An 18,907-nucleotide genomic window follows, 5' to 3' on the forward strand; every position below is an offset into this window, starting at 1 on the left:
AAAAACAACAAAAAAAATAATTAGAAAAGATGGAAAACAAGAAAGAAATGAGAACATGGTTGAACGATTTCAATTTAACTCATCCATTTGTGATCGCGGGACCTTGTAGTGCAGAAACGGAAGAACAAGTATTGAAAATAGCACATGAATTGAAAGATTCTGATGTAAGTGTTTTCAGAGCAGGAATATGGAAACCTAGAACGCGTCCGGGAGGATTTGAAGGTGTTGGGGAAATAGGGTTGAAATGGTTGAAAAAAGCGAAAGAAGAAACAGGTTTGTTGATGGGGACAGAAGTCGCTAATGCAGCTCACGTAAAATTAGCTTTAGAATATGATATTGATGTATTATGGGTGGGAGCCAGAACAACGGTAAACCCTTTTGCAATGCAAGAATTAGCAGATGCTTTACAAGGAACTAAAAAAATTGTATTGGTAAAAAACCCTGTTAACCCAGATTTATCTTTATGGTTAGGTGGAGTTGAGCGTTTATATAATGCAGGTATCGAGAAGTTAGGAGTAATTCACAGAGGGTTTTCTACTTACGAAAAAACAAAATACAGAAACATTCCAGAATGGCAAATTGCTATCGAATTACAAAATAGATTCCCTGATTTACCATTACTAATTGATCCTTCACATATTACAGGAGATCGCGACATGATTCTTGAGGTAACACAAGAGGCCTTAGACTTGAATTATGACGGTATGATTATCGAAACTCATTACGATCCGGATAATGCATGGAGCGATGCTGCACAGCAAGTAACGCCAACTGCCCTGAAACAAATTTTTGTAGATTTGAAAGTAAGAAAGGTGGATGACAAGTCTACTGAGTTTACACAAAAAATGAAGAAACTTAGAGCAAATATTGATGTTCTAGATGCAAGTTTATTGGATTTGTTGGGAAAAAGAATGAAAGTGGCAGATGAAATTGGTCTGGTTAAAAAAGAAGCTAATGTAGCGGTATTGCAAAACAAACGTTGGAATGAAATTTTAGGAAAAATGATTTTAGAAGGCGAGAAAAAAGGATTAACTGAAGAGTTTGTTCTTAGAATGTTCAAAGCAATCCACCAGGAGAGTATAGGTCATCAAGATAAAGTACTTAATGCATAATAGGTTAAACAAATTTTACTATTTTTTATTTATTAAAACCTACAGTTTATTTGTAGGTTTTTTTTGTATTTTTGTTAAAAACAAAGTTTTTATCTTTAAATTTAATAAAAATGAAACAAATTATTTTAGTTTTAGCGTTAATATTTGGTACTAACGCAGTAAGTGCTCAGCAAGATGTGATCAACAAACATAGTGGTGAAGTTGTCATAGGTAAAGTTGTCAAGCTTGAAGAATATACAATTGTATTCAAATATGAGGGTGAGGATGCTGAAAACACAATTAGTAAGTATGCGGTTGAAAAAATAATTTATGGGATAAGTGGTCGCTTAGAGGAAATAACTGAAAAAATTGTTATTAATGGGGAAGAGGATTGGAATAAAGTGGTTATCCTAGAAGATAGAGGTTATATTTCTGGATTGAAAAAAGGAGATGAAGTAAGAGGAAAAACGGGGTTGGTTAATTTTCAAACCGGCAATACTGGAGATAAAAAAGCGGAAAAAAAATTAAAGATGGATGCTGCAAAATTGGGATGTCAATTCATTTTGTTAACAGCTGATAAAGTTACCGTTGGTGCAAATTCAAATGTTATTGGAGGCTCACAGGCCATAAAAAAGGGAATTGGATACAAGTACTAGTGTGTTATTTTATTATAGACACAAAAAGGTTGCGGAATTATTCGTGACCTTTTTTTATAGAATTAATTTAAACTTTAAACTTTAAACTTCAAACAATATTTTATCTTTGCAGCATGACAGGACTCGTATATAAATCTACAGGAAGTTGGTACACCGTAAAATCTGAACAAGGGGATTTTATTGAATGCCGTATGAAAGGGAAATTCCGAATTAAAGGAATTAAAAGCACCAATCCTATAGCTGTTGGGGATATAGTGGATTATGAACTGGAAGAATCTTCGGATACAGTAACAGGTACCATTCACAATATTCACGAGAGAAAGAATTACATCGTTCGTAAATCAGTGAATTTATCCCATCAAATGCATATTATTGCGTCTAATATTGATCGGGTTTTCCTGTTAGTTACCATAAACAATCCCCCTACGACTTTCAATTTTATTGATCGGTTTTTAGTAACAGCCGAGGCTTACGGAATAGAAACTATTTTAGTATTTAATAAAATAGACACTTTTGATGAAGCAACTTTAGATGAGCAATTGTACATGCAGCATGTCTATCAGGAAATTGGATATAAATGCCTTCGCGTTTCTTCTACTGAAATGAAAGGGATAGAAAAGTTGAAAGAAATGATGATTGGTAAAGTGAGTATGTTCTCAGGGCATTCTGGGGTAGGGAAATCAACTTTAGTGAATGCTATGGAGCCTTCACTGCACCTAAAAACAAAAGTGATTTCAGAAGCCAGTAAGCAAGGGCAACACACAACTACTTTTGCCGAAATGTATGATTTGTCTTTTGACGCCAAAATTATTGATACACCCGGAATCAAAGGTTTTGGAGTAGTGGATATGGAGCCTGCAGAAATCAGCGGGTATTTTCCTGAATTTTTCAAATTAAAAGAGCAGTGCAAGTTCAATAACTGTTTACATAAAGATGAGCCCCATTGTGCGGTGAAAGCAGCTTTAGAAAAAGATGAAATTGCATGGTCCCGTTATAGAAGTTACCTTAAAATTCTTGAAGGTGATGACGAAAACTATCGCACAGATATTTATAATGACGATAGAATGGAAAGTGACGAAAACAGAAAATCGTAAAGACTTAGTAAATCAGGTCTGTTTAAAATAATAAAATGAAAATTGTCCTTCAAAGAGTTTCCTCCGCATCCGTAACTATTGAAAATAAAATAGTGACCGATATTCAAAAAGGGCTATTGATTTTAGTTGGTATTGAAGATACGGACAGTCAAGAAGACATTGATTGGCTGGTTGGGAAAATCACCAAAATCCGTATTTTTGATGATGAAAACCGTGTGATGAACCTATCCGTTCAGGATATCGATGGTGATGTAATTGTAGTGAGTCAATTTACACTTCACGCCAGTACCAAAAAAGGCAATCGTCCTTCCTACATTAAAGCGGCTAAACCAGATATTGCCATTCCGTTGTATGAAAACTTTGTGCAGCAGCTGGAAAAAGAATTAGGAAAGAAAATACAAACGGGAGTTTTTGGGGCAGACATGAAAGTGAGCCTTATAAATGACGGACCGGTTAGTATAATTATAGACAGTAAAAACAGAGAGTAACATGAACTTAAAAGACTCCCAATTAGACGTAGACAACTGGATTAAAGAACACGGCGTTCGTTACTTCAACGAATTGACTAATATGGCACAACTGACCGAAGAAGTTGGCGAAGTCGCGCGTATAATTGCTCGCCGTTACGGTGAACAATCAGAGAAAGAAAGTGATAAAAACAAAGATCTAGGCGAAGAATTAGCTGATGTTGTTTTTGTGGTTTTGTGTCTCGCAAATCAAACCGGAATCGATTTACAAGCCGCTTTCGATAAGAAAATGGATTTTAAATCGATACGGGATAAGGATCGTCACAAAAACAATGAAAAACTGAAATAATTTGTGGATTATAAATTATGAATTACAGGCGGGGATTGGTAAATTGCGTGCTTGAATTATACGGATCATAATTCATAATTCATCACTCATAATTACAACATGAACTTACTGTTACAAACCACCCATTCTAATTTAAAAGCCCAAATTGCTGTAACCGGCTCAAAAAGCGAAACCAATCGTTTGTTGTTGTTGCAAGCTTTGTTTCCTGATATCACTTTAGCAAACACATCGAACTCTGACGATAGCGAAGTGATGCAAAAAGCATTAAAAGGAAATGATGAGGTGGTAGATATTCACCATGCAGGGACTGCAATGCGATTTCTTACCGCTTTCTTTGCAGTAAACCAGGGACGCGAAGTAGTTTTGACCGGGTCGCCCAGAATGCAAGAGCGCCCTATCAAAGTATTGGTAGAAGCCTTGGGGCAACTTGGGGCAATAATCTCCTATGAGAAAGAAGTGGGTTATCCGCCTATTCGAATCAAAGGGCAAAAGATAACGGCGTCGAAGGTAAATATTCCTGCAAATGTAAGTAGTCAGTATATTTCGGCTTTAATGTTAGTAGCGCCAAAATTAGAAAACGGAATCGAAATAAATTTGGTTGGAGAAATTACTTCTGTGCCTTACATTAGGATGACTTTGGCTTTGCTCAATGATCTAGATGTTAAAACGAGCTTTGAAGGAAATGTAATCAAAGTATATCCAAAGGCAACTGTTAATCCAAAAGAAATGACAGTAGAGTCCGACTGGAGTTCCGCTTCTTACTTTTTTAGTTTAGTGGCTTTGTCAGAAACGGCCTCAATCACTTTGAGTAGTTATAAAGAAACAAGTTTGCAAGGAGATTCCGCTTTGGTCGAAATCTATAAGCAAATGGGAGTTGAAACGCATTTTGACGGGAATAAAATGACTTTGACTAAAGTGCCTGATTTTAAATTTGGAGATGTTGATTTCGAACTTAACAATACACCAGATATTGCACAAACTATTGTTGTCACTTGTCTTGGTTTAGGCATTGGTTGTCATCTTACAGGACTACATACTTTAAAGATTAAAGAAACAGATAGACTAGAAGCACTTAGAATTGAGCTTACAAAACTGGGATCAAATATTTCGGTAACAAACGACAGCCTGGTACTTGTGGCCTCAAATACAATCAATCCTAATATTAAAATTGCAACCTATAACGACCATAGAATGGCAATGGCATTTGCTCCTTTGGCGCTAAAAGTGCCAATAATAATCGAAAATGCCGAAGTTGTTTCTAAATCATACCCTGATTTCTGGGAAGATTTGAAAAGTTTAGGTTTTAATATTGCTGAGCTTACGGCGTAATTGCCAATGTTTACGGGGGTAAACACTTGTCGCTTTGTTACTTTGCAATTTTGTATTTAAATTAAATAGCAAAACACTTGACAACGCCTATCTCACAGTCGTATATTTGCATTCTTAAATAAGTTTTACTATTAGGCTAAATAATTAGGTCTTATACTAGAAACTTTTAAACAAAAATATAAAGATGAAATTATCACATTTTCAATTTGATTTACCTAAGGAATTGTTGGCAGAATTTCCGTCTGAACACAGAGATGAAGCTCGCTTAATGGTTATTGATCGTAAGAAACAAACTATCGAACATAAAACGTTCAAAGACGTTATCGATTATTTTGACGATGGCGATGTTTTAATTTTGAATAATACTAAAGTTTTTCCGGCACGTTTATACGGAAACAAAGAAAAAACGGGTGCGAGAATCGAAGTTTTCTTACTTAGAGAATTAAACGCTGAACAACGCCTTTGGGATGTTTTAGTTGATCCGGCGCGTAAAATCAGAATCGGAAACAAATTATATTTCGGTGACGATGATTCATTAGTAGCTGAGGTTATTGATAATACAACTTCTCGTGGAAGAACATTGCGTTTCCTTTACGACGGTTCGTATGAAGAATTCAGAAAAAAATTGACGGAACTTGGAGAAACTCCAATCCCAAAATACATAAGCAGGGATGTTACTCCAGAAGATGCAGAACGTTACCAAACAATTTATGCTAAAGAAGAAGGAGCTGTTGCGGCACCTACTGCAGGATTGCACTTCTCTAAACATTTATTGAAGAAACTAGAAATCAAAGGAATCAAATTTGCCGAAGTTACACTGCATGTTGGGTTGGGAACATTCAATCCTGTTGAGGTTGAGGATTTGTCAAAACACAAAATGGACTCTGAGGAATTAAAAATTACTCAAGCAGCTTGTGATATTGTAAATGACGCAAAAGTGCATAAAAAACGTATTTGTACTGTAGGTACTACGTCGATGCGCGCTGTAGAAAGTTCTGTTTCTTCACATGGAACACTAAATCCGTTTGATGGTTGGACAAATAAATTTGTTTTTCCTCCTCACGAATTTACAATTCCTACTTGTATGATAACAAACTTTCATACGCCAAAATCTACTTTATTAATGATGGTTTCTGCATTTTGTGGACATGATTTAATGAAAAGAGCCTATGAGGAAGCAATCAAAGAAGAGTATAAATTCTATTCTTATGGTGATGCCATGTTGATTATTTAATCTGAACTACTTTCAGATTCTCTATATAAATCTCGTCAGTAATGGCGAGATTTTTTTTTGGGCGTGTCCCAAAAGGGTCGGGCTATCCGTTACAATCTCCCTAAAAACGGGAGGATTTTTACTTCTATCCCTCACGCAATACTGGATGTATAATAACGTTTTTGGTAAACCAAAAAACTAAAAAACGAGTCAACTAAAGATGCTAATTTTTTTATAATCGGAGCGTAACCACATAATTTGTGCCTTTAATTAAGGATAGGAGCTGAACAGAGATTATAGCCAGTACTCCTTTACCTGAACATAGGGATTTATTTAAGGCATAAAATAAAGGAGTTGCATTTTGAGGAGCAATAAATATTGGTTATTTTTACAGAACTAAATTATAACCATGACTTTCGAAAACACTAAGGAATTTGCCAGGCAACTTGACTCACAGGACAAATTAAATAAATACAGAGACGAATTCATTTTTCCAAAAGTGAATGGAAAAAATGTACTTTATTTCACAGGGAATTCATTAGGCTTACAGCCCAAAAGAACTAGAGCTTATGTCGATGAAGTAATGGATGATTGGGCAAACTTAGCGGTTGAAGGACATTTTTATGCTGAAAAGCCTTGGTGGGATTATCACGAGCGTTTAGCTAAGCCCTTAGGTAAAATCATGGGGGCACTCCCATCTGAAATTACCGTAATGAACACATTAACGGTGAATCTTCATTTGTTGATGGTCTCATTTTACAGACCTACAAAAAAGAGATATAAAATTATTTGTGAGGAAAAAGCATTTCCTTCTGATCAATACATGTTTCAAAGTCAGGTCAACTTTCATGGATACAAAGCAGACGATGCCCTTGTAGAGATTAAACGTCGTGATGGAGAGCATAATATCCGTACAGAGGATGTATTAGCAAAAATTAATGAAGTAGGAGACGAATTAGCTTTGGTTTTAATAGGTGGAGTGAATTACTATACGGGTCAGGTTTTTGATATGAAAACAATAACTACCGCTGGTCATGAAGCGGGTGCCGTTGTAGGTTGGGATCTAGCTCATGCTGCAGGAAACATAAAATTAGAATTACATGATTGGGATGTTGATTTTGCTTCATGGTGTAGTTATAAATATATGAATTCAGGACCAGGGAATGCTTCTGGATGTTTTGTGCATGAAAAACACCATAGCAACTCTGATTTACCACGATTTGCAGGATGGTGGGGACACAATAAGGAACGTCGTTTCAAGATGGAGCCGGTATTTGATCCCGCTCCGGGAGCTGAAGGATGGCAAATCAGTAATATACCAATACTTTCTCTAGCGCCTTATTTAGCTTCGGTAGAAATGTTTGACGAAATAGGGATGGATGCAATAATTGAGAAAAGAGATCAGATCACGTGTTATCTAGAATATATTTTAAATGAAATTAGCAAGGAGGTTGAAGGTGGCTTTGAAATAATTACGCCAACAAATCCAGACGAGAGGGGATGTCAATTATCCGTTTTTCTTCATGGGCAAGGTCGAAGCTTATTTGACTATCTAATGAAAAACGGGGTAATTACGGATTGGCGTGAGCCTAACGTAATTCGGTTTGCTCCAGTTCCCTTGTATTGTTCTTTTGAAGACATGTATGATTTTGGGCAAATATTAAAAAGCGGTATTAAAGAAGTGAGCCAATAATAGTGAAAACCATTGACGAATTAAATATTTATTCGTTAATGGTTTTTTTCATTGTGCTAATAGTTTGCTACTAATGGACGGTAAATAAAGATAGTATTGGTCTACATAGAAAAGCTATTTTATTTATAAAATGACTTCGTAGGGATGTCTTTGCGCGCGTACTCAAAACGATCAATTAACTTGGGTAAACAATAACCATCAAGGCCATTTATAGCGACCACATTTCCTTTTTCTATTTGTAACCAACCATCTTTGTGTCTCAGGTTTTCATCAAAAAAAAGACTTTCTATTGAGGCAATAACATGCACGGTATCATTTTCCTTAATGTAATATTCATTTACATACTTGCAATATAATTGAACCGGACTGCCTTTTGTAAAAGGAAACGCGATGCCTTCTTTGTATTCTTCTTTTAGATTGGTTTTGCTAAATTCCGATACGCCAGTTTCATAATTAGCCGACGTGTGATGTGCGTCAGTAATCATTTCTTCAGTAATATGATTGACTGTAAAATATCCGGTTGCTTTTATGTTTTCGTAGGTGTTACGAGGAACTGTCGTGGGGCGAACAATAAACCCTATCAAGGCAGGATTGCTTCCTAAATGCGTTATACTGCTAAATATAGCAACGTTGACTGCTCCATCTAGTGATTTTGTAGCAATTAAGTTGGCTGATTTGTAACCAGTGCAAGAATTAATTAAATTTAATCGTTCCACTTTTTCAAGTTGAGAAATATCGTCTCGAGAAATTACAGTCATAGTATTTTTTTTAATTTTTTTGTTGAACAAAAATACAATAATAATAAACAAAACTATAAACGCAATGCGATTTTATATTTAATAGAAGGAGTCATTTCTGCAGTTCTCTAATTCTGATTTAGTTTTCACTTTCCTATTTTCTATTTTAATTGTGATTTTGCGAAACGTATAAAGAGTTCGATGGCAATTTTGTACTAGTTAGGAAGCCAAATGAACTAAAAGAAGCTAGTAGTTATCCATTGTACTTTAAGGCGAAAACCCAGTTGATGTGACTACTTAATGAAAAAGAACTTAATCGTAGATTGGTGTCACTACAATTTAATTTGGTTTGCATCAATACCATGGTCCTATTTTTAGAGAAAGATGTAATCTTAGGCAGATTCTGAGTAAGGGTATTTTTAATTAAACAATGGACTTAGCTAAAGAGTATATAAGAAGTCCAGTTGTTTGCTATAGTGGGAATTATATAAAAAATACTTTAAATAGTATAAGGGAGATATCGCTTATTAGATATTTATTTGTTATATAATAATATAAAAACAAATAATTATGAAAGTATTATACTTTATAGCACTGTGTCTGTTAATCGTTTCTTGTAAAAATCAAGGAAAAATGGATTTAGAGGCGGCGAAGACAGCGACTGTTGATTCCATGGAAGTGGCAATGGAAAAGCAAAGAGTGATTGATTCCATGCAGATGGAAATGGCAAAGGTAGAAACGCAGAAGGAAACTATTATAGTTAATCAGCCTGGAAATAACACTACAACCACTACACAAAAGAAAGGGTGGAGCAGTACGGCAAAAGGAGCCGTAATTGGTGCAGGAGTTGGTGCAGCTACTGGAGCGATTATAAGTAAGAAAAAAGTACAGGGAGCAATAATCGGCGGTGTGGCTGGAGCCGGAATTGGAGCTGGAACCGGTGCCATTATTGATGGAAGTAAAAAGTAATAAGAATTTTTTTTTTTGATTAAAGAGTGTTTAAGTTCCAATTGGAATTTAAACACTCTTTTTATTTTTAAACTAACTCAGATTTCTCAAAAAAAAAGAGAATGAAATACAATTCGGTCAAATATATTCGAAATTATTTATATTTGTTTCTCACAAATGGTCAAAATGAAAACAGTCAAAAAAGTTCTATTAGTTGTAGTGTCATTAATTGCGATTCTAATCGTTGGATTGGTGTTATATGGTTTTTATCTAAAACCTAAATATGAAGGCAAAGTAAAGCTACAAAGCATTCACGACGAAACAACGGTGTATTTTGATGATTTCGGGGTGCCTCATATCTACGCTAATAACTCCATAGACGCCATGACTGCTTTGGGATATGTTCATGCGCAAGATCGTTTGTGGCAAATGGAGTTAATGCGACGCATCGCACCGGGCCGTTTGTCTGAAATTTTTGGAAAAGTCGCTTTAAAGAATGACACGTTTTTCGCCGGTCTTGGTATTGAAGAAGCTTCGGAAAAAGCGATTGCAGATCTGGACAAAAACAGCAAAAGTTATAAATTTACAGTGGCTTACCTGGATGGAATCAATCAATATATGGAAGAAGGGGTTACGCCGATAGAATTTCAGTTGGTCGGTGTAAAGAAAGAGAAATTCACCATAAAAGATGTGTATAATATTTTTGGATACATGTCCTTTAGTTTTGCTATGGCACAAAAAACTGATCCGTTATTGACTGATATTCGTAATAAATATGGAATGGAGTACCTTAAAGATTTTGGGCTTGATGGGGAACTGAATACTACAATAAATAAAAATGCGAAGGAAAAGCCACAGGAGTTTTTAGCGATGTCAACATCAGTAGCAGCCTTATTAGACAATTCACCTATTCCTCCTTTTGTGGGAAGTAACAGCTGGGTTATTGCGCCAAAGAAAACCAAAAACGGAAAAGTGATATTTGCTAATGATCCACATATTGAGTTTTCGCAGCCTGGAACATGGTACGAGGCCCATATAGTAACTCCTGAATTTGAATTGTATGGCTGCTATCTGGCAGGAACGCCCTTTCCTTTATTGGGACATAACAGGGATTATGCATACGGCTTAACTATGTTTCAAAACGATGATATTGATTTCTATCAAGAAGAGAATAGTCCAGATAATGATAATAAGTATAAAACACCTACAGGTTTTAGTGATTACATAATTAGGAAAAAAATTATAAAGGTAAAAGACAGCACTGATGTAGTGCTGAATGTAAAAGTAAGTCGCCATGGCCCTCTAATGAACGGTTTATTAGCTGGTGTATATGACAAGAAGCCGGTAGCCATGTCTTGGATTTATACCCAGCAACCCATTTACATTTTGGATGCGGTTTATGCTCTTTCGCATGCAAAAAGTAAAGCTGATTTTAAAAAAGGGGTGGAGCTTATTTCAGCGCCAGGATTAAACGTGATGTACGGGGATGCCGAAGGGAATGTCGCCTGGTGGGCAAGTGGTAAATTGTACAAACACAGGGATGGGGTTGATACTCATTTCATCTTGGATGGTGCCTCCGGAGAAGATGATATTAAGGAATATCTGGATTTCTCCAAAAATCCTTCGGCAGTAAATCCAGAATGGAACTACGTGTACTCAGCAAATAGTCAGCCTGAAGCGGTGGATGGGTTTTTATATCCTGGTTATTATCTTCCGGAAAACAGAGCCAAAAGAATTACTCAATTATTAGAACCAAAGTCAAATTGGGATAAAGAATCTGTTGGTAAAATGATTACTGATAATACTTCTTCAGTAGCTCCAGATATGGTTAAGAATTTAATTTCCGATTTAAATGTCAATTCACTTTCGAAAAATGAAAAAGAAGCAGTCGTGATTTTAAAATCTTGGAAAGGAACGAATAATACAGAGGATGTAGCTCCTACGATTTACAATAAGTTGGTTTATATGTATCTGAAAAACACTTATAAAGATGAGTTAGGAGAGGAGGGATTCACACAGTTTTTAGCAACACATATAATGAAACAACTAATTGCTAAACAAATAGTGAATGAGAAGTCACTTTGGTGGGATAATATTGAGACCAAAAATAGAAAGGAGTCCAGAACAGAGATTCTTTTGAAATCCTTTAAAGAAACAATCGCTGCATTAGAAGTGCAATTAGGGAAATCAGTGCCCGCCTGGACTTGGGATAAGGTACATGTTGTAGAGTATCAGCATCCGCTCGGAAAAGTAACTATGCTGAGGAAAATATTTAATGTAGGGCCATTTAAAGTTTCAGGCTCTAATGAGGTAATTAACAATCAGATGTTTGATTATACAAATGACTCAAAATATATAGTAAAAGGAGGTCCGTCCTCTAGGAGGGTTATTGATTTTTCGGACATTGAAAATAGCTGGGGTATACTGCCTACAGGGCAATCAGGGAATCCATTAAGTGCCCATTATAGCGACCAGGCAGAAATATACAATGCAGGGAATTTTAGAAAAATGATGCTCAATAAAGGAGAGATTATTAAAACTTCGACAAAATTGGTTTTTATTCCCGCTAAATAGTAACGATTCTTAGCGCCCTTAAAACATTAAATGATTATTTTTGTTTAAATATTATAAAAACAATGCAAACTCCAAAAAAAATAGCCATCGTAGGGTCCGGCCTAGTCGGATCTTTATTAGCTATTTACTTACGCAAAGCAGGCCATACCGTTCACTTATATGATAGAAGTCCCGATATTAGGCAGATTCAGTTCTCGGGGCGTTCAATAAATCTAGCAATGTCAAACAGGGGTTGGAAAGCACTCGATGGTGTTGGGATATCGGATTCAGTGCACGAAATTGCAATATCCATGGACAAACGCGCCATTCATTTGGTGGATAAGCTGAACTTTCAAAATTATGGTCAAGAAGGTGAGAGTATTTATTCTATTTCGAGAGGGGCTCTAAATAAGAGAATGATTGATTTGGCGGAACAGGCTGGAGCCGAATTTTTCTTCGAGCAAAAAATCTGGGATGTTACTTTGTCTGAAGCTACTTTACACATTGGAGAAACGGAAAGAGGAGCTTGGGAAGAAAAGAAATATGATATCGTTTTTGGTGCTGATGGTGCTTTTTCTAGAATACGCCACCGCATGCAACGCCAAAGTATGTTTAACTATTCGCAGGAGTTTTTAAATATTGGTTACAAGGAACTAAATATTCCCGCAAATCCAGATGGTTCCCATAAATTAGATAAAAATTCATTTCATATTTGGCCTCGTGGTGAGTACATGTTGATTGCGTTACCTAATTTAGACGGTAGCTTTACTTGTACTTTATTTATGCCATTTGAAGGGGAGAATTCTTTTACGTCGTTAGAAGACAGAAGAGATGTAGCCCTGTTTTTTGAAAAGAACTTTCCAGATTCTATCGAAGTTATTCCAAACTTAACCGAAGATTTTTTCAAAAATCCAACGAGTACCTTGGTGACAATGAAATGTTATCCATGGACTTATAAAGATAAAATTGCACTAGTAGGGGATTCATCTCATGCGATTGTGCCTTTTTATGGACAAGGTATGAATTCTGGTTTTGAAGATATTTCGATTCTTAATGAAATGATGGAAAAATACGGAGATGATTGGGAAACGATTTTTTCGGAATATCAAAAATCACGTAAACCCAATGCTGATGCTATTGCAGAACTCTCGTACCGTAATTTTATGGAAATGAGTTCTAAAACAGCAGATGACAAATTCCTCTTGCAAAAGAAGATTGAAAAATGGTTCTCAGACAAACACCCTGATAAGTGGATTCCGCTTTACAGTAGAGTTACATTTAGTGACCGACCTTATGCTGAAGCTTTAGCAATCGGTGATGATCAAAATGCTATTATGGAGGAAGTTTTGAAAACGGAAAACATAGAGGCTACTTGGGATAGTAAAGAGGTCGAAAACATGATTTTAGCTCTTTTAAATGAAAAAGAAACAGTCAAGAATTAGAGTTTTAATTCTTGACTGTTGTACTTGTTATTCGCGATGCACTTTGGTGAAATCAAATGCAGGTGTGCATATGGCAATATACTCACAGGGTTCATCAAACGGATTTGAGTATTGAACTCTGGTATTCTTTTCTATTTTTATAGATTGTCCTTCTTCAAGAACAATGGCTTCGTCTTCAATAATAAACTGCTTTTTACCTTTTATGATATAAGTGTATTCTTCAAATTCAGGAGTTTGGAATGGCTCACTCCATTTGGGGGGTGCAATCATATGGGCAATTGAGATTGCGGGATTGTCTGTTGAGGCCAAGCCGTGGTGTTCTTCAATCAACTTTCCATCAGTTGTAGGGACTACGAATGGAGTGTTTTGGATAAAATACTTTTTCATTTTATGTTTCTATTTAAATAGTAATCCCGGATCTATTTCTGGGTTTCGTTGTTTTAGTTTCTCCAAACAGTATTATAAAGGCTTCTTTTTGCGTGTTCTTTTCTTATCGGTCATAGGGTCCAAATAGATTTATCCGAAATATCCGTTAGACTCCCATCAGTAATAACTTGTCCGTAATTAGAAGTTCATTTGATGTAAACGGCTTTGTATTTTGGATTGGAATGGCAGTTTTGACTATTTTTTCCAATAATTAAAACGGCTTGCGTCCTTTTTAGAATCGGATTCTAATCCGCAGATTGACAAAGTTCTACAGTAGCTCCCTTTTCGGGAACCATTTTTTCAGCTTCACTGACTATTCGCTTGGGGGTAATTCCTTGTTTTTTCTCATAACCACAAAGAATAAAATCGTTATTAAAATAGCAATCGTAATTCCAACAATATCTGAGGTTATTATGTCGAATCCAAAACCTATAGTAGGGTCATAAAAAAGAAAGGAACCTAACACTGATGTTATGAAAAACGCAGGTACTAACGCGATAATATAAAGGGTTTTTCGTTGGTATAAATATACGGTTGCAATCCATAAGGCAATTGCTGAGATACTCTGATTCGCCCAAGAAAAATATCTCCATAGAAGTTGGAAATCTATTTTAGTAAGAATAAAGGCGATTACAAAAAGCGGTATTGCAATCATGAATCGGTTTCTAAGAGCCTTTTGATCAATTTTTAAGTAATCTGCAATAATCATTCTTGCCGCTCTAAAGGAAGTGTCCCCGGAAGTTATAGGTAATACGATAACACCTAAAATAGCAATTGTTCCACCAATAGTTCCTAAAAAGACCGTTGCGATTTTATGAACTATTCCCGGAAGCCCTTCATTTGCAAACAAGATACTAAGGTCTTCGCCGCTCATCAAGCTCATTGCAGCTGCTGCCCATATCATAGCAATAATTCCTTCTACTATCATCATTCCGTAAAATATTTTTCGTCCATCTTTCTCGTTTCTAATAGTTCGGGCGATTATTGGTGACTGGGTTGCATGAAATCCAGATAAAGCACCACAGGAGATTGTTAAAAATATAACGGGGTAATAGGGAAGGTCTTTTGGATGCATGTTAGTTAAAGTCAGTTCCGGAATGGGATTACCATACATAAACATCCCAAATGCAACACCGATGGCGCTCAATAATAATAGAAGCCCAAGAACAGGGTATATTTTCCCTATAATTTTATCGATGGGTAAAACTGTGGCAATGATATAGTACACAAAAATAGCAAGTACGATTGAGGTAAACATATTTAAATCTTTACCTATTAGGTCATCTATCATACTTGCAGGTGCGGAAATGAAAACGGTTCCTACCAAAAGAAGCAGCAATACGGTAAAGAAATTCACGACGTGACTAAATGATTTGCCTAAAAATTTAGATGCTAAAGCAGGTAAGTGAGCTCCCCCGTATCTGATGGAGATCATCCCCGTTAAATAATCGTGGACAGCTCCGGCAAAAATACAGCCAAGTACTATCCAAAGGAAAGCTATCGGCCCGTATAAGGCTCCTAATATTGGTCCGAAAATGGGTCCTACTCCTGCAATATTTAAAACCTGAATTAAGGAATTCCTATTGCTGTCCATGGGAACAAAATCTACCCCGTCTGCGTGAGTGTATGCAGGAGTCGCTCTATTGACATCGGGTTTAAAGATGCTTTCAACAAATTTACCGTAAAATATATATCCCAAAACTAATAAAATGACGGCCGTAATAAATGTAATCATAATGCTCTAATCTGTTAATTAGCGATCTTAAAGGCTTCCAAGTTAATATTATTATCAAGAAACAGCCGGTTTTGATGAGTTTATTATAATTTTTAAAGAAAAAAAGGTCTTTGAGAGCAAATACGGTAAGGAAAGGAGTCTAATCTTAAGCTAAATTGAATGTAAAGTTGGCTCATAGTGATATGGTCAAAAAACACTGTACTTGTGTTTGTGATCGGGAGAGTTAGAATTAAAGGTATTTCATTAGACAGATGACGTGATTTTTGTCGACTTGCTTTTTTGGGCATCAGAAGATAGTTATTGCAAAGGATGTCCGGTAAGTAGAGCTGGCTTTTTGTTTTTACGATCGGTATTCATACCAGCTCAACTTTTTTCTGAATCCTTTAATGAGTAGGGGCGAGAAGCGGCTAGTTAAGCCACTGTCCGGATGTAGCTGTAATTCTTCATCTTCTAGGAGTGTTATTTTTTCGTCATTTTGTTCAAAGCCTCCAATAGGCCTCTTATAAATATCGCTCTGGTCAATACTTTTAAAACAGATTGACCTACTGCATCTGCAGTACTTTGCTCCTGCCTTTGTTCAGGTTTCTTAGCCTCTTCTTTCTGTTTTTCTTGTTTTGCGGCCTCTGCCTCTGTAATAGTTGTTTTTTTATGAAGCATTACGTACGCATTTTCACAGTCGATAAGTTCGCTGTGTTTTTTAGTAAATTTGATTTGTTATTGATGTTGTGAATTTTATTCTCGGTTAAAAACGGACATTCGGCTCATCGGTGCCCGCATCATGTTAGCTAATATAGGAGTAGGGTTGCTTTTTCATTTAGCGCAGTAACCAAGGCTTCGCCAATTCTTAAACTGGTCAATACTTCACTTGTATTGTAATAGTCAGAAGTAGGGTAGTTGTCAGCGGTTCGCTTTATGGATTGTCTGTCGTTAGTGGTAAAAACTATCAAAGGATATTGTGTTTTTAGACTTAATTTACCCAACGCACCGCTTGTAACATCTATTGGTTTTTTGGGTTACAAAGTAAATTTCAATTCCTTTTGAACCAATCAGTTTTACGAGAGTCTCTATTTGTTCCAGTAATGCTTTACCGGCCTCGATAAAGTTTAGATGAGCTGCGTCAATAAAAATCACCAATTCGGGTTGTTCGGAACCCTCTTTTTTGAATATTTGCTGGTAGATTAGAGCAAGAAGACTCAGCATGAAAGTAGAAAATAACTTTGGTTTATATTGAACATCTGTTAGTCGGATGATGTTGATATAGCCTTTTTCGTTTTCATTAATTCGCATTAGATCATCGATGTTAAAAGACATTTGAGAAAAAAAAGTGCTGCTCTCTGTCGTTTTAATTCGATGATTTTTCTAAGAATGATTCTCGTAGTCGAAGTGGGAATCGTTCCATAGTTCTTCCTTATATCGTCTTTTTCTTCTTCGGTTATGTAAGTGATTACTTTTTTGATCGCTTTAAGGTCTAATAAAGGCCTTTTATTATCATCGCAATATTTAAATAGAACAGTCATTATGACGGACTAGGTGTCATTAAAGCCCAAAACTCGCGAAAACAAAACCGGTCCGAACGCCGAAACATTTGCGCGCAGTCGTACGCCTTTCTGTTCGGATAGCGTTAATAGCTCTACTGGGAATTAAGTTATAGTATAAGAGATGTTTGTTTTCGTATGTCGTTGGGTAATAAACGGTTTCTCCTGTCCTTCTTTGGCGATCCAGTTGAAATAACCTTTGATGTCTATCATCACTACAGGAATTTCAAATGATGACAATTGTTTTGATAAAACTTAAATGGTTTTGGTTTCCCCAGGTCAGGTAGGGCCGGCGATTACCCCATGTTTGTTAAGTGTTTTCAGTGGGGTTTTTACACGGGCATCCAGTAAAGCTTCACGCACTGCCCAGAGTAATGCTTTCTCCTTTAGAAGCGTAGCCCTGAGTAATATGCTTCATAAAACCTTCTTTTCTGTTCATTACATTGATAGTGTTGGATTTACATGCGAGAGTTTTGTATTATTTTAAATGACACAATTGTGGGATTTACTGCAGTTTTATGCCTTTTTTGTTGTTAATTGTGGAAAAACTTATTTTAAGACATTGAATTCTTTTTATTGAGATATTAGCTTTATATTTCATAAAAACATAGTTTATATGTCGAAAAACAGTAAATTTGTTTAACGATATTGAGTAAAATTCAGATAAAAAAAAATCTAGTTTTTTATTCGAATAAATTAAATTCGAATAAAATAAAAAAAAGTTTTTTTATTTGAACTAAAAAGATAAATTTGCGGAACTACAAGTTTATTACAACTAAAAGAAATTATTTAAAACTATTAAAATTAGAAAAAATGGCAAACGTTAAAAAAGAAAGCACTTCAAACGGTGGAGGAATGGTTTCAGGGCTTATTATTATGGCATGTATTGGTGTAGGTGTATTAATCTGGAAATTCATCATGGGTAATCCATCGAATTTTGAAGGAGGAAATAATGAAGGAATTCCTTTGAACACTTTAGGTCAAGTATACCACGGGGGTGCAGTTGTGCCGGTATTATTAGGAATGTTATTAATGGTTCTTGTTTTTTCTATTGAAAGATTTTTCGTTATATCTAAAGCAGCTGGTAAAACTAAATTGGACACGTTTATGACAAAGATACAAGCAAGTATCAAACAAGGTGAAATTGATGAAGCGATTGTTTCTTGTGACAAGCAACAAGGTTCTGTTGCAAATGCAATTAAATCTGCACTAGTAAAATACCAAGCGGTTAAGAAAGAAGGATTCAATAGTGAAGAAGCTGCAGAGACTATTCACAAAGAAATCGAAGAGGCTACTTCACTTGAGATGCCAATGTTACAAAAGAATATGACAATCATTTCTTCTTTAGTTTCTTTAGGTACTCTTGTTGGATTGTTAGGAACTGTAGCGGGTATGATTAAAGCGTTTGGTGCATTAGCTGCCGCTGGAACTCCTGATCAAGCAGCTCTTGCAGCAGGTATTTCTGAAGCGCTGATTAATACTGCAACAGGTATTGGAACTTCAGCTGTAGCAATTATCTCTTACAATTTCTTTACTTCAAAAATTGATGATTTAACATATTCAATTGATGAGGCTGCCGTTTCCATTGTAAATACTTACAGAAGATTCAGAGGAAGTTTGAAGCAATAATTATGTTGAT

The 18,907-nt window shown here is 35.9% G+C and carries 15 protein-coding genes and 1 pseudogene; 12 read left to right on the forward strand and 4 right to left on the reverse strand.

The features are described 5' to 3' along the window. The first annotated feature begins 29 nt into the window (after window positions 1-29). The 8 genes from CXF59_RS14675 (at window position 30) to kynU (ending at window position 7,892) form a co-directional block, all read left to right on the forward strand. Complete coding sequence (locus tag CXF59_RS14675; protein ID WP_101138472.1) at window positions 30-1,112, forward strand: bifunctional 3-deoxy-7-phosphoheptulonate synthase/chorismate mutase type II; 1,083 nt, start codon at window positions 30-32, stop codon at window positions 1,110-1,112. A gap of 110 nt (window positions 1,113-1,222) precedes the next feature. Beyond that, a complete protein-coding gene (locus CXF59_RS14680; RefSeq protein WP_101138569.1) occupies window positions 1,223-1,747 on the forward strand; it encodes a hypothetical protein in 525 nt (174 codons plus the stop codon). Between the two features lie 113 nt (window positions 1,748-1,860). Next, entirely contained in the window at window positions 1,861-2,841 is a 981-nt protein-coding gene (gene rsgA / locus CXF59_RS14685; protein ID WP_101138473.1) for a ribosome small subunit-dependent GTPase A, read from the forward strand. Window positions 2,842-2,876: 35 nt separating this feature from the next. Next, a complete protein-coding gene (dtd, locus tag CXF59_RS14690) occupies window positions 2,877-3,329 on the forward strand; it encodes a D-aminoacyl-tRNA deacylase (RefSeq protein WP_101138474.1) in 453 nt (150 codons plus the stop codon). 1 nt (window position 3,330) lies between these two features. Then, a complete protein-coding gene (locus tag CXF59_RS14695; RefSeq protein ID WP_101138475.1) occupies window positions 3,331-3,657 on the forward strand; it encodes a nucleotide pyrophosphohydrolase in 327 nt (108 codons plus the stop codon). A 99-nt stretch (window positions 3,658-3,756) separates the two neighbouring features. Beyond that, the gene (gene aroA / locus CXF59_RS14700) at window positions 3,757-4,986 is read left to right on the forward strand and encodes a 3-phosphoshikimate 1-carboxyvinyltransferase (RefSeq protein WP_101138476.1); all 1,230 of its coding nucleotides are present in this window, start codon (window positions 3,757-3,759) and stop codon (window positions 4,984-4,986) included. A gap of 184 nt (window positions 4,987-5,170) precedes the next feature. Then, window positions 5,171-6,220 (forward strand): tRNA preQ1(34) S-adenosylmethionine ribosyltransferase-isomerase QueA, encoded by a 1,050-nt coding sequence (gene queA / locus CXF59_RS14705; protein ID WP_074721045.1) that lies wholly within the window; start codon window positions 5,171-5,173, stop codon window positions 6,218-6,220. 388 nt (window positions 6,221-6,608) lie between these two features. Further along, window positions 6,609-7,892, forward strand: coding sequence for a kynureninase (kynU, locus tag CXF59_RS14710; RefSeq protein WP_101138477.1), 1,284 nt, complete (start codon window positions 6,609-6,611; stop codon window positions 7,890-7,892). Between the two features lie 119 nt (window positions 7,893-8,011). On the opposite strand, the gene CXF59_RS14715 is transcribed toward kynU, so the two are convergent. Continuing rightward, window positions 8,012-8,650, reverse strand: a complete 639-nt coding sequence (locus tag CXF59_RS14715; RefSeq protein ID WP_101138570.1) for a flavin reductase family protein — start codon at window positions 8,648-8,650, stop codon at window positions 8,012-8,014. Between the two features lie 549 nt (window positions 8,651-9,199). On the opposite strand from CXF59_RS14715, the gene CXF59_RS14720 reads away from it, so the two are divergent. The 3 genes from CXF59_RS14720 to CXF59_RS14730 all read left to right on the forward strand — a co-directional run bounded on the left by CXF59_RS14720 (window position 9,200) and on the right by CXF59_RS14730 (window position 13,572). After that, window positions 9,200-9,598, forward strand: a complete 399-nt coding sequence (locus CXF59_RS14720; RefSeq protein WP_101138478.1) for a glycine zipper family protein — start codon at window positions 9,200-9,202, stop codon at window positions 9,596-9,598. Between the two features lie 165 nt (window positions 9,599-9,763). Then, entirely contained in the window at window positions 9,764-12,151 is a 2,388-nt protein-coding gene (locus CXF59_RS14725; RefSeq protein ID WP_101138479.1) for a penicillin acylase family protein, read from the forward strand. A gap of 62 nt (window positions 12,152-12,213) precedes the next feature. Then, the gene (locus CXF59_RS14730) at window positions 12,214-13,572 is read left to right on the forward strand and encodes an NAD(P)/FAD-dependent oxidoreductase (RefSeq protein WP_101138480.1); all 1,359 of its coding nucleotides are present in this window, start codon (window positions 12,214-12,216) and stop codon (window positions 13,570-13,572) included. A 27-nt stretch (window positions 13,573-13,599) separates the two neighbouring features. On the opposite strand, the gene CXF59_RS14735 is transcribed toward CXF59_RS14730, so the two are convergent. From CXF59_RS14735 to CXF59_RS14745, 3 genes and pseudogenes are all read right to left on the reverse strand, one after another. After that, entirely contained in the window at window positions 13,600-13,959 is a 360-nt protein-coding gene (locus CXF59_RS14735; RefSeq protein WP_101138481.1) for a cupin domain-containing protein, read from the reverse strand. Window positions 13,960-14,311: 352 nt separating this feature from the next. Further along, a complete protein-coding gene (locus CXF59_RS14740) occupies window positions 14,312-15,733 on the reverse strand; it encodes a carbon starvation protein A (protein WP_101138482.1) in 1,422 nt (473 codons plus the stop codon). 459 nt (window positions 15,734-16,192) lie between these two features. Next, window positions 16,193-17,707, reverse strand: a pseudogene (locus CXF59_RS14745) (helicase HerA-like domain-containing protein). Between the two features lie 374 nt (window positions 17,708-18,081). Here CXF59_RS14745 and CXF59_RS14750 point away from each other — a divergent pair. Beyond that, window positions 18,082-18,897, forward strand: coding sequence for a MotA/TolQ/ExbB proton channel family protein (locus CXF59_RS14750; RefSeq protein WP_101138571.1), 816 nt, complete (start codon window positions 18,082-18,084; stop codon window positions 18,895-18,897). Window positions 18,898-18,907: the final 10 nt, after the last annotated feature.

This window comes from Flavobacterium sp. ALD4 (assembly GCF_002836475.1).
Classification (GTDB): Bacteria; Bacteroidota; Bacteroidia; order Flavobacteriales; family Flavobacteriaceae; genus Flavobacterium.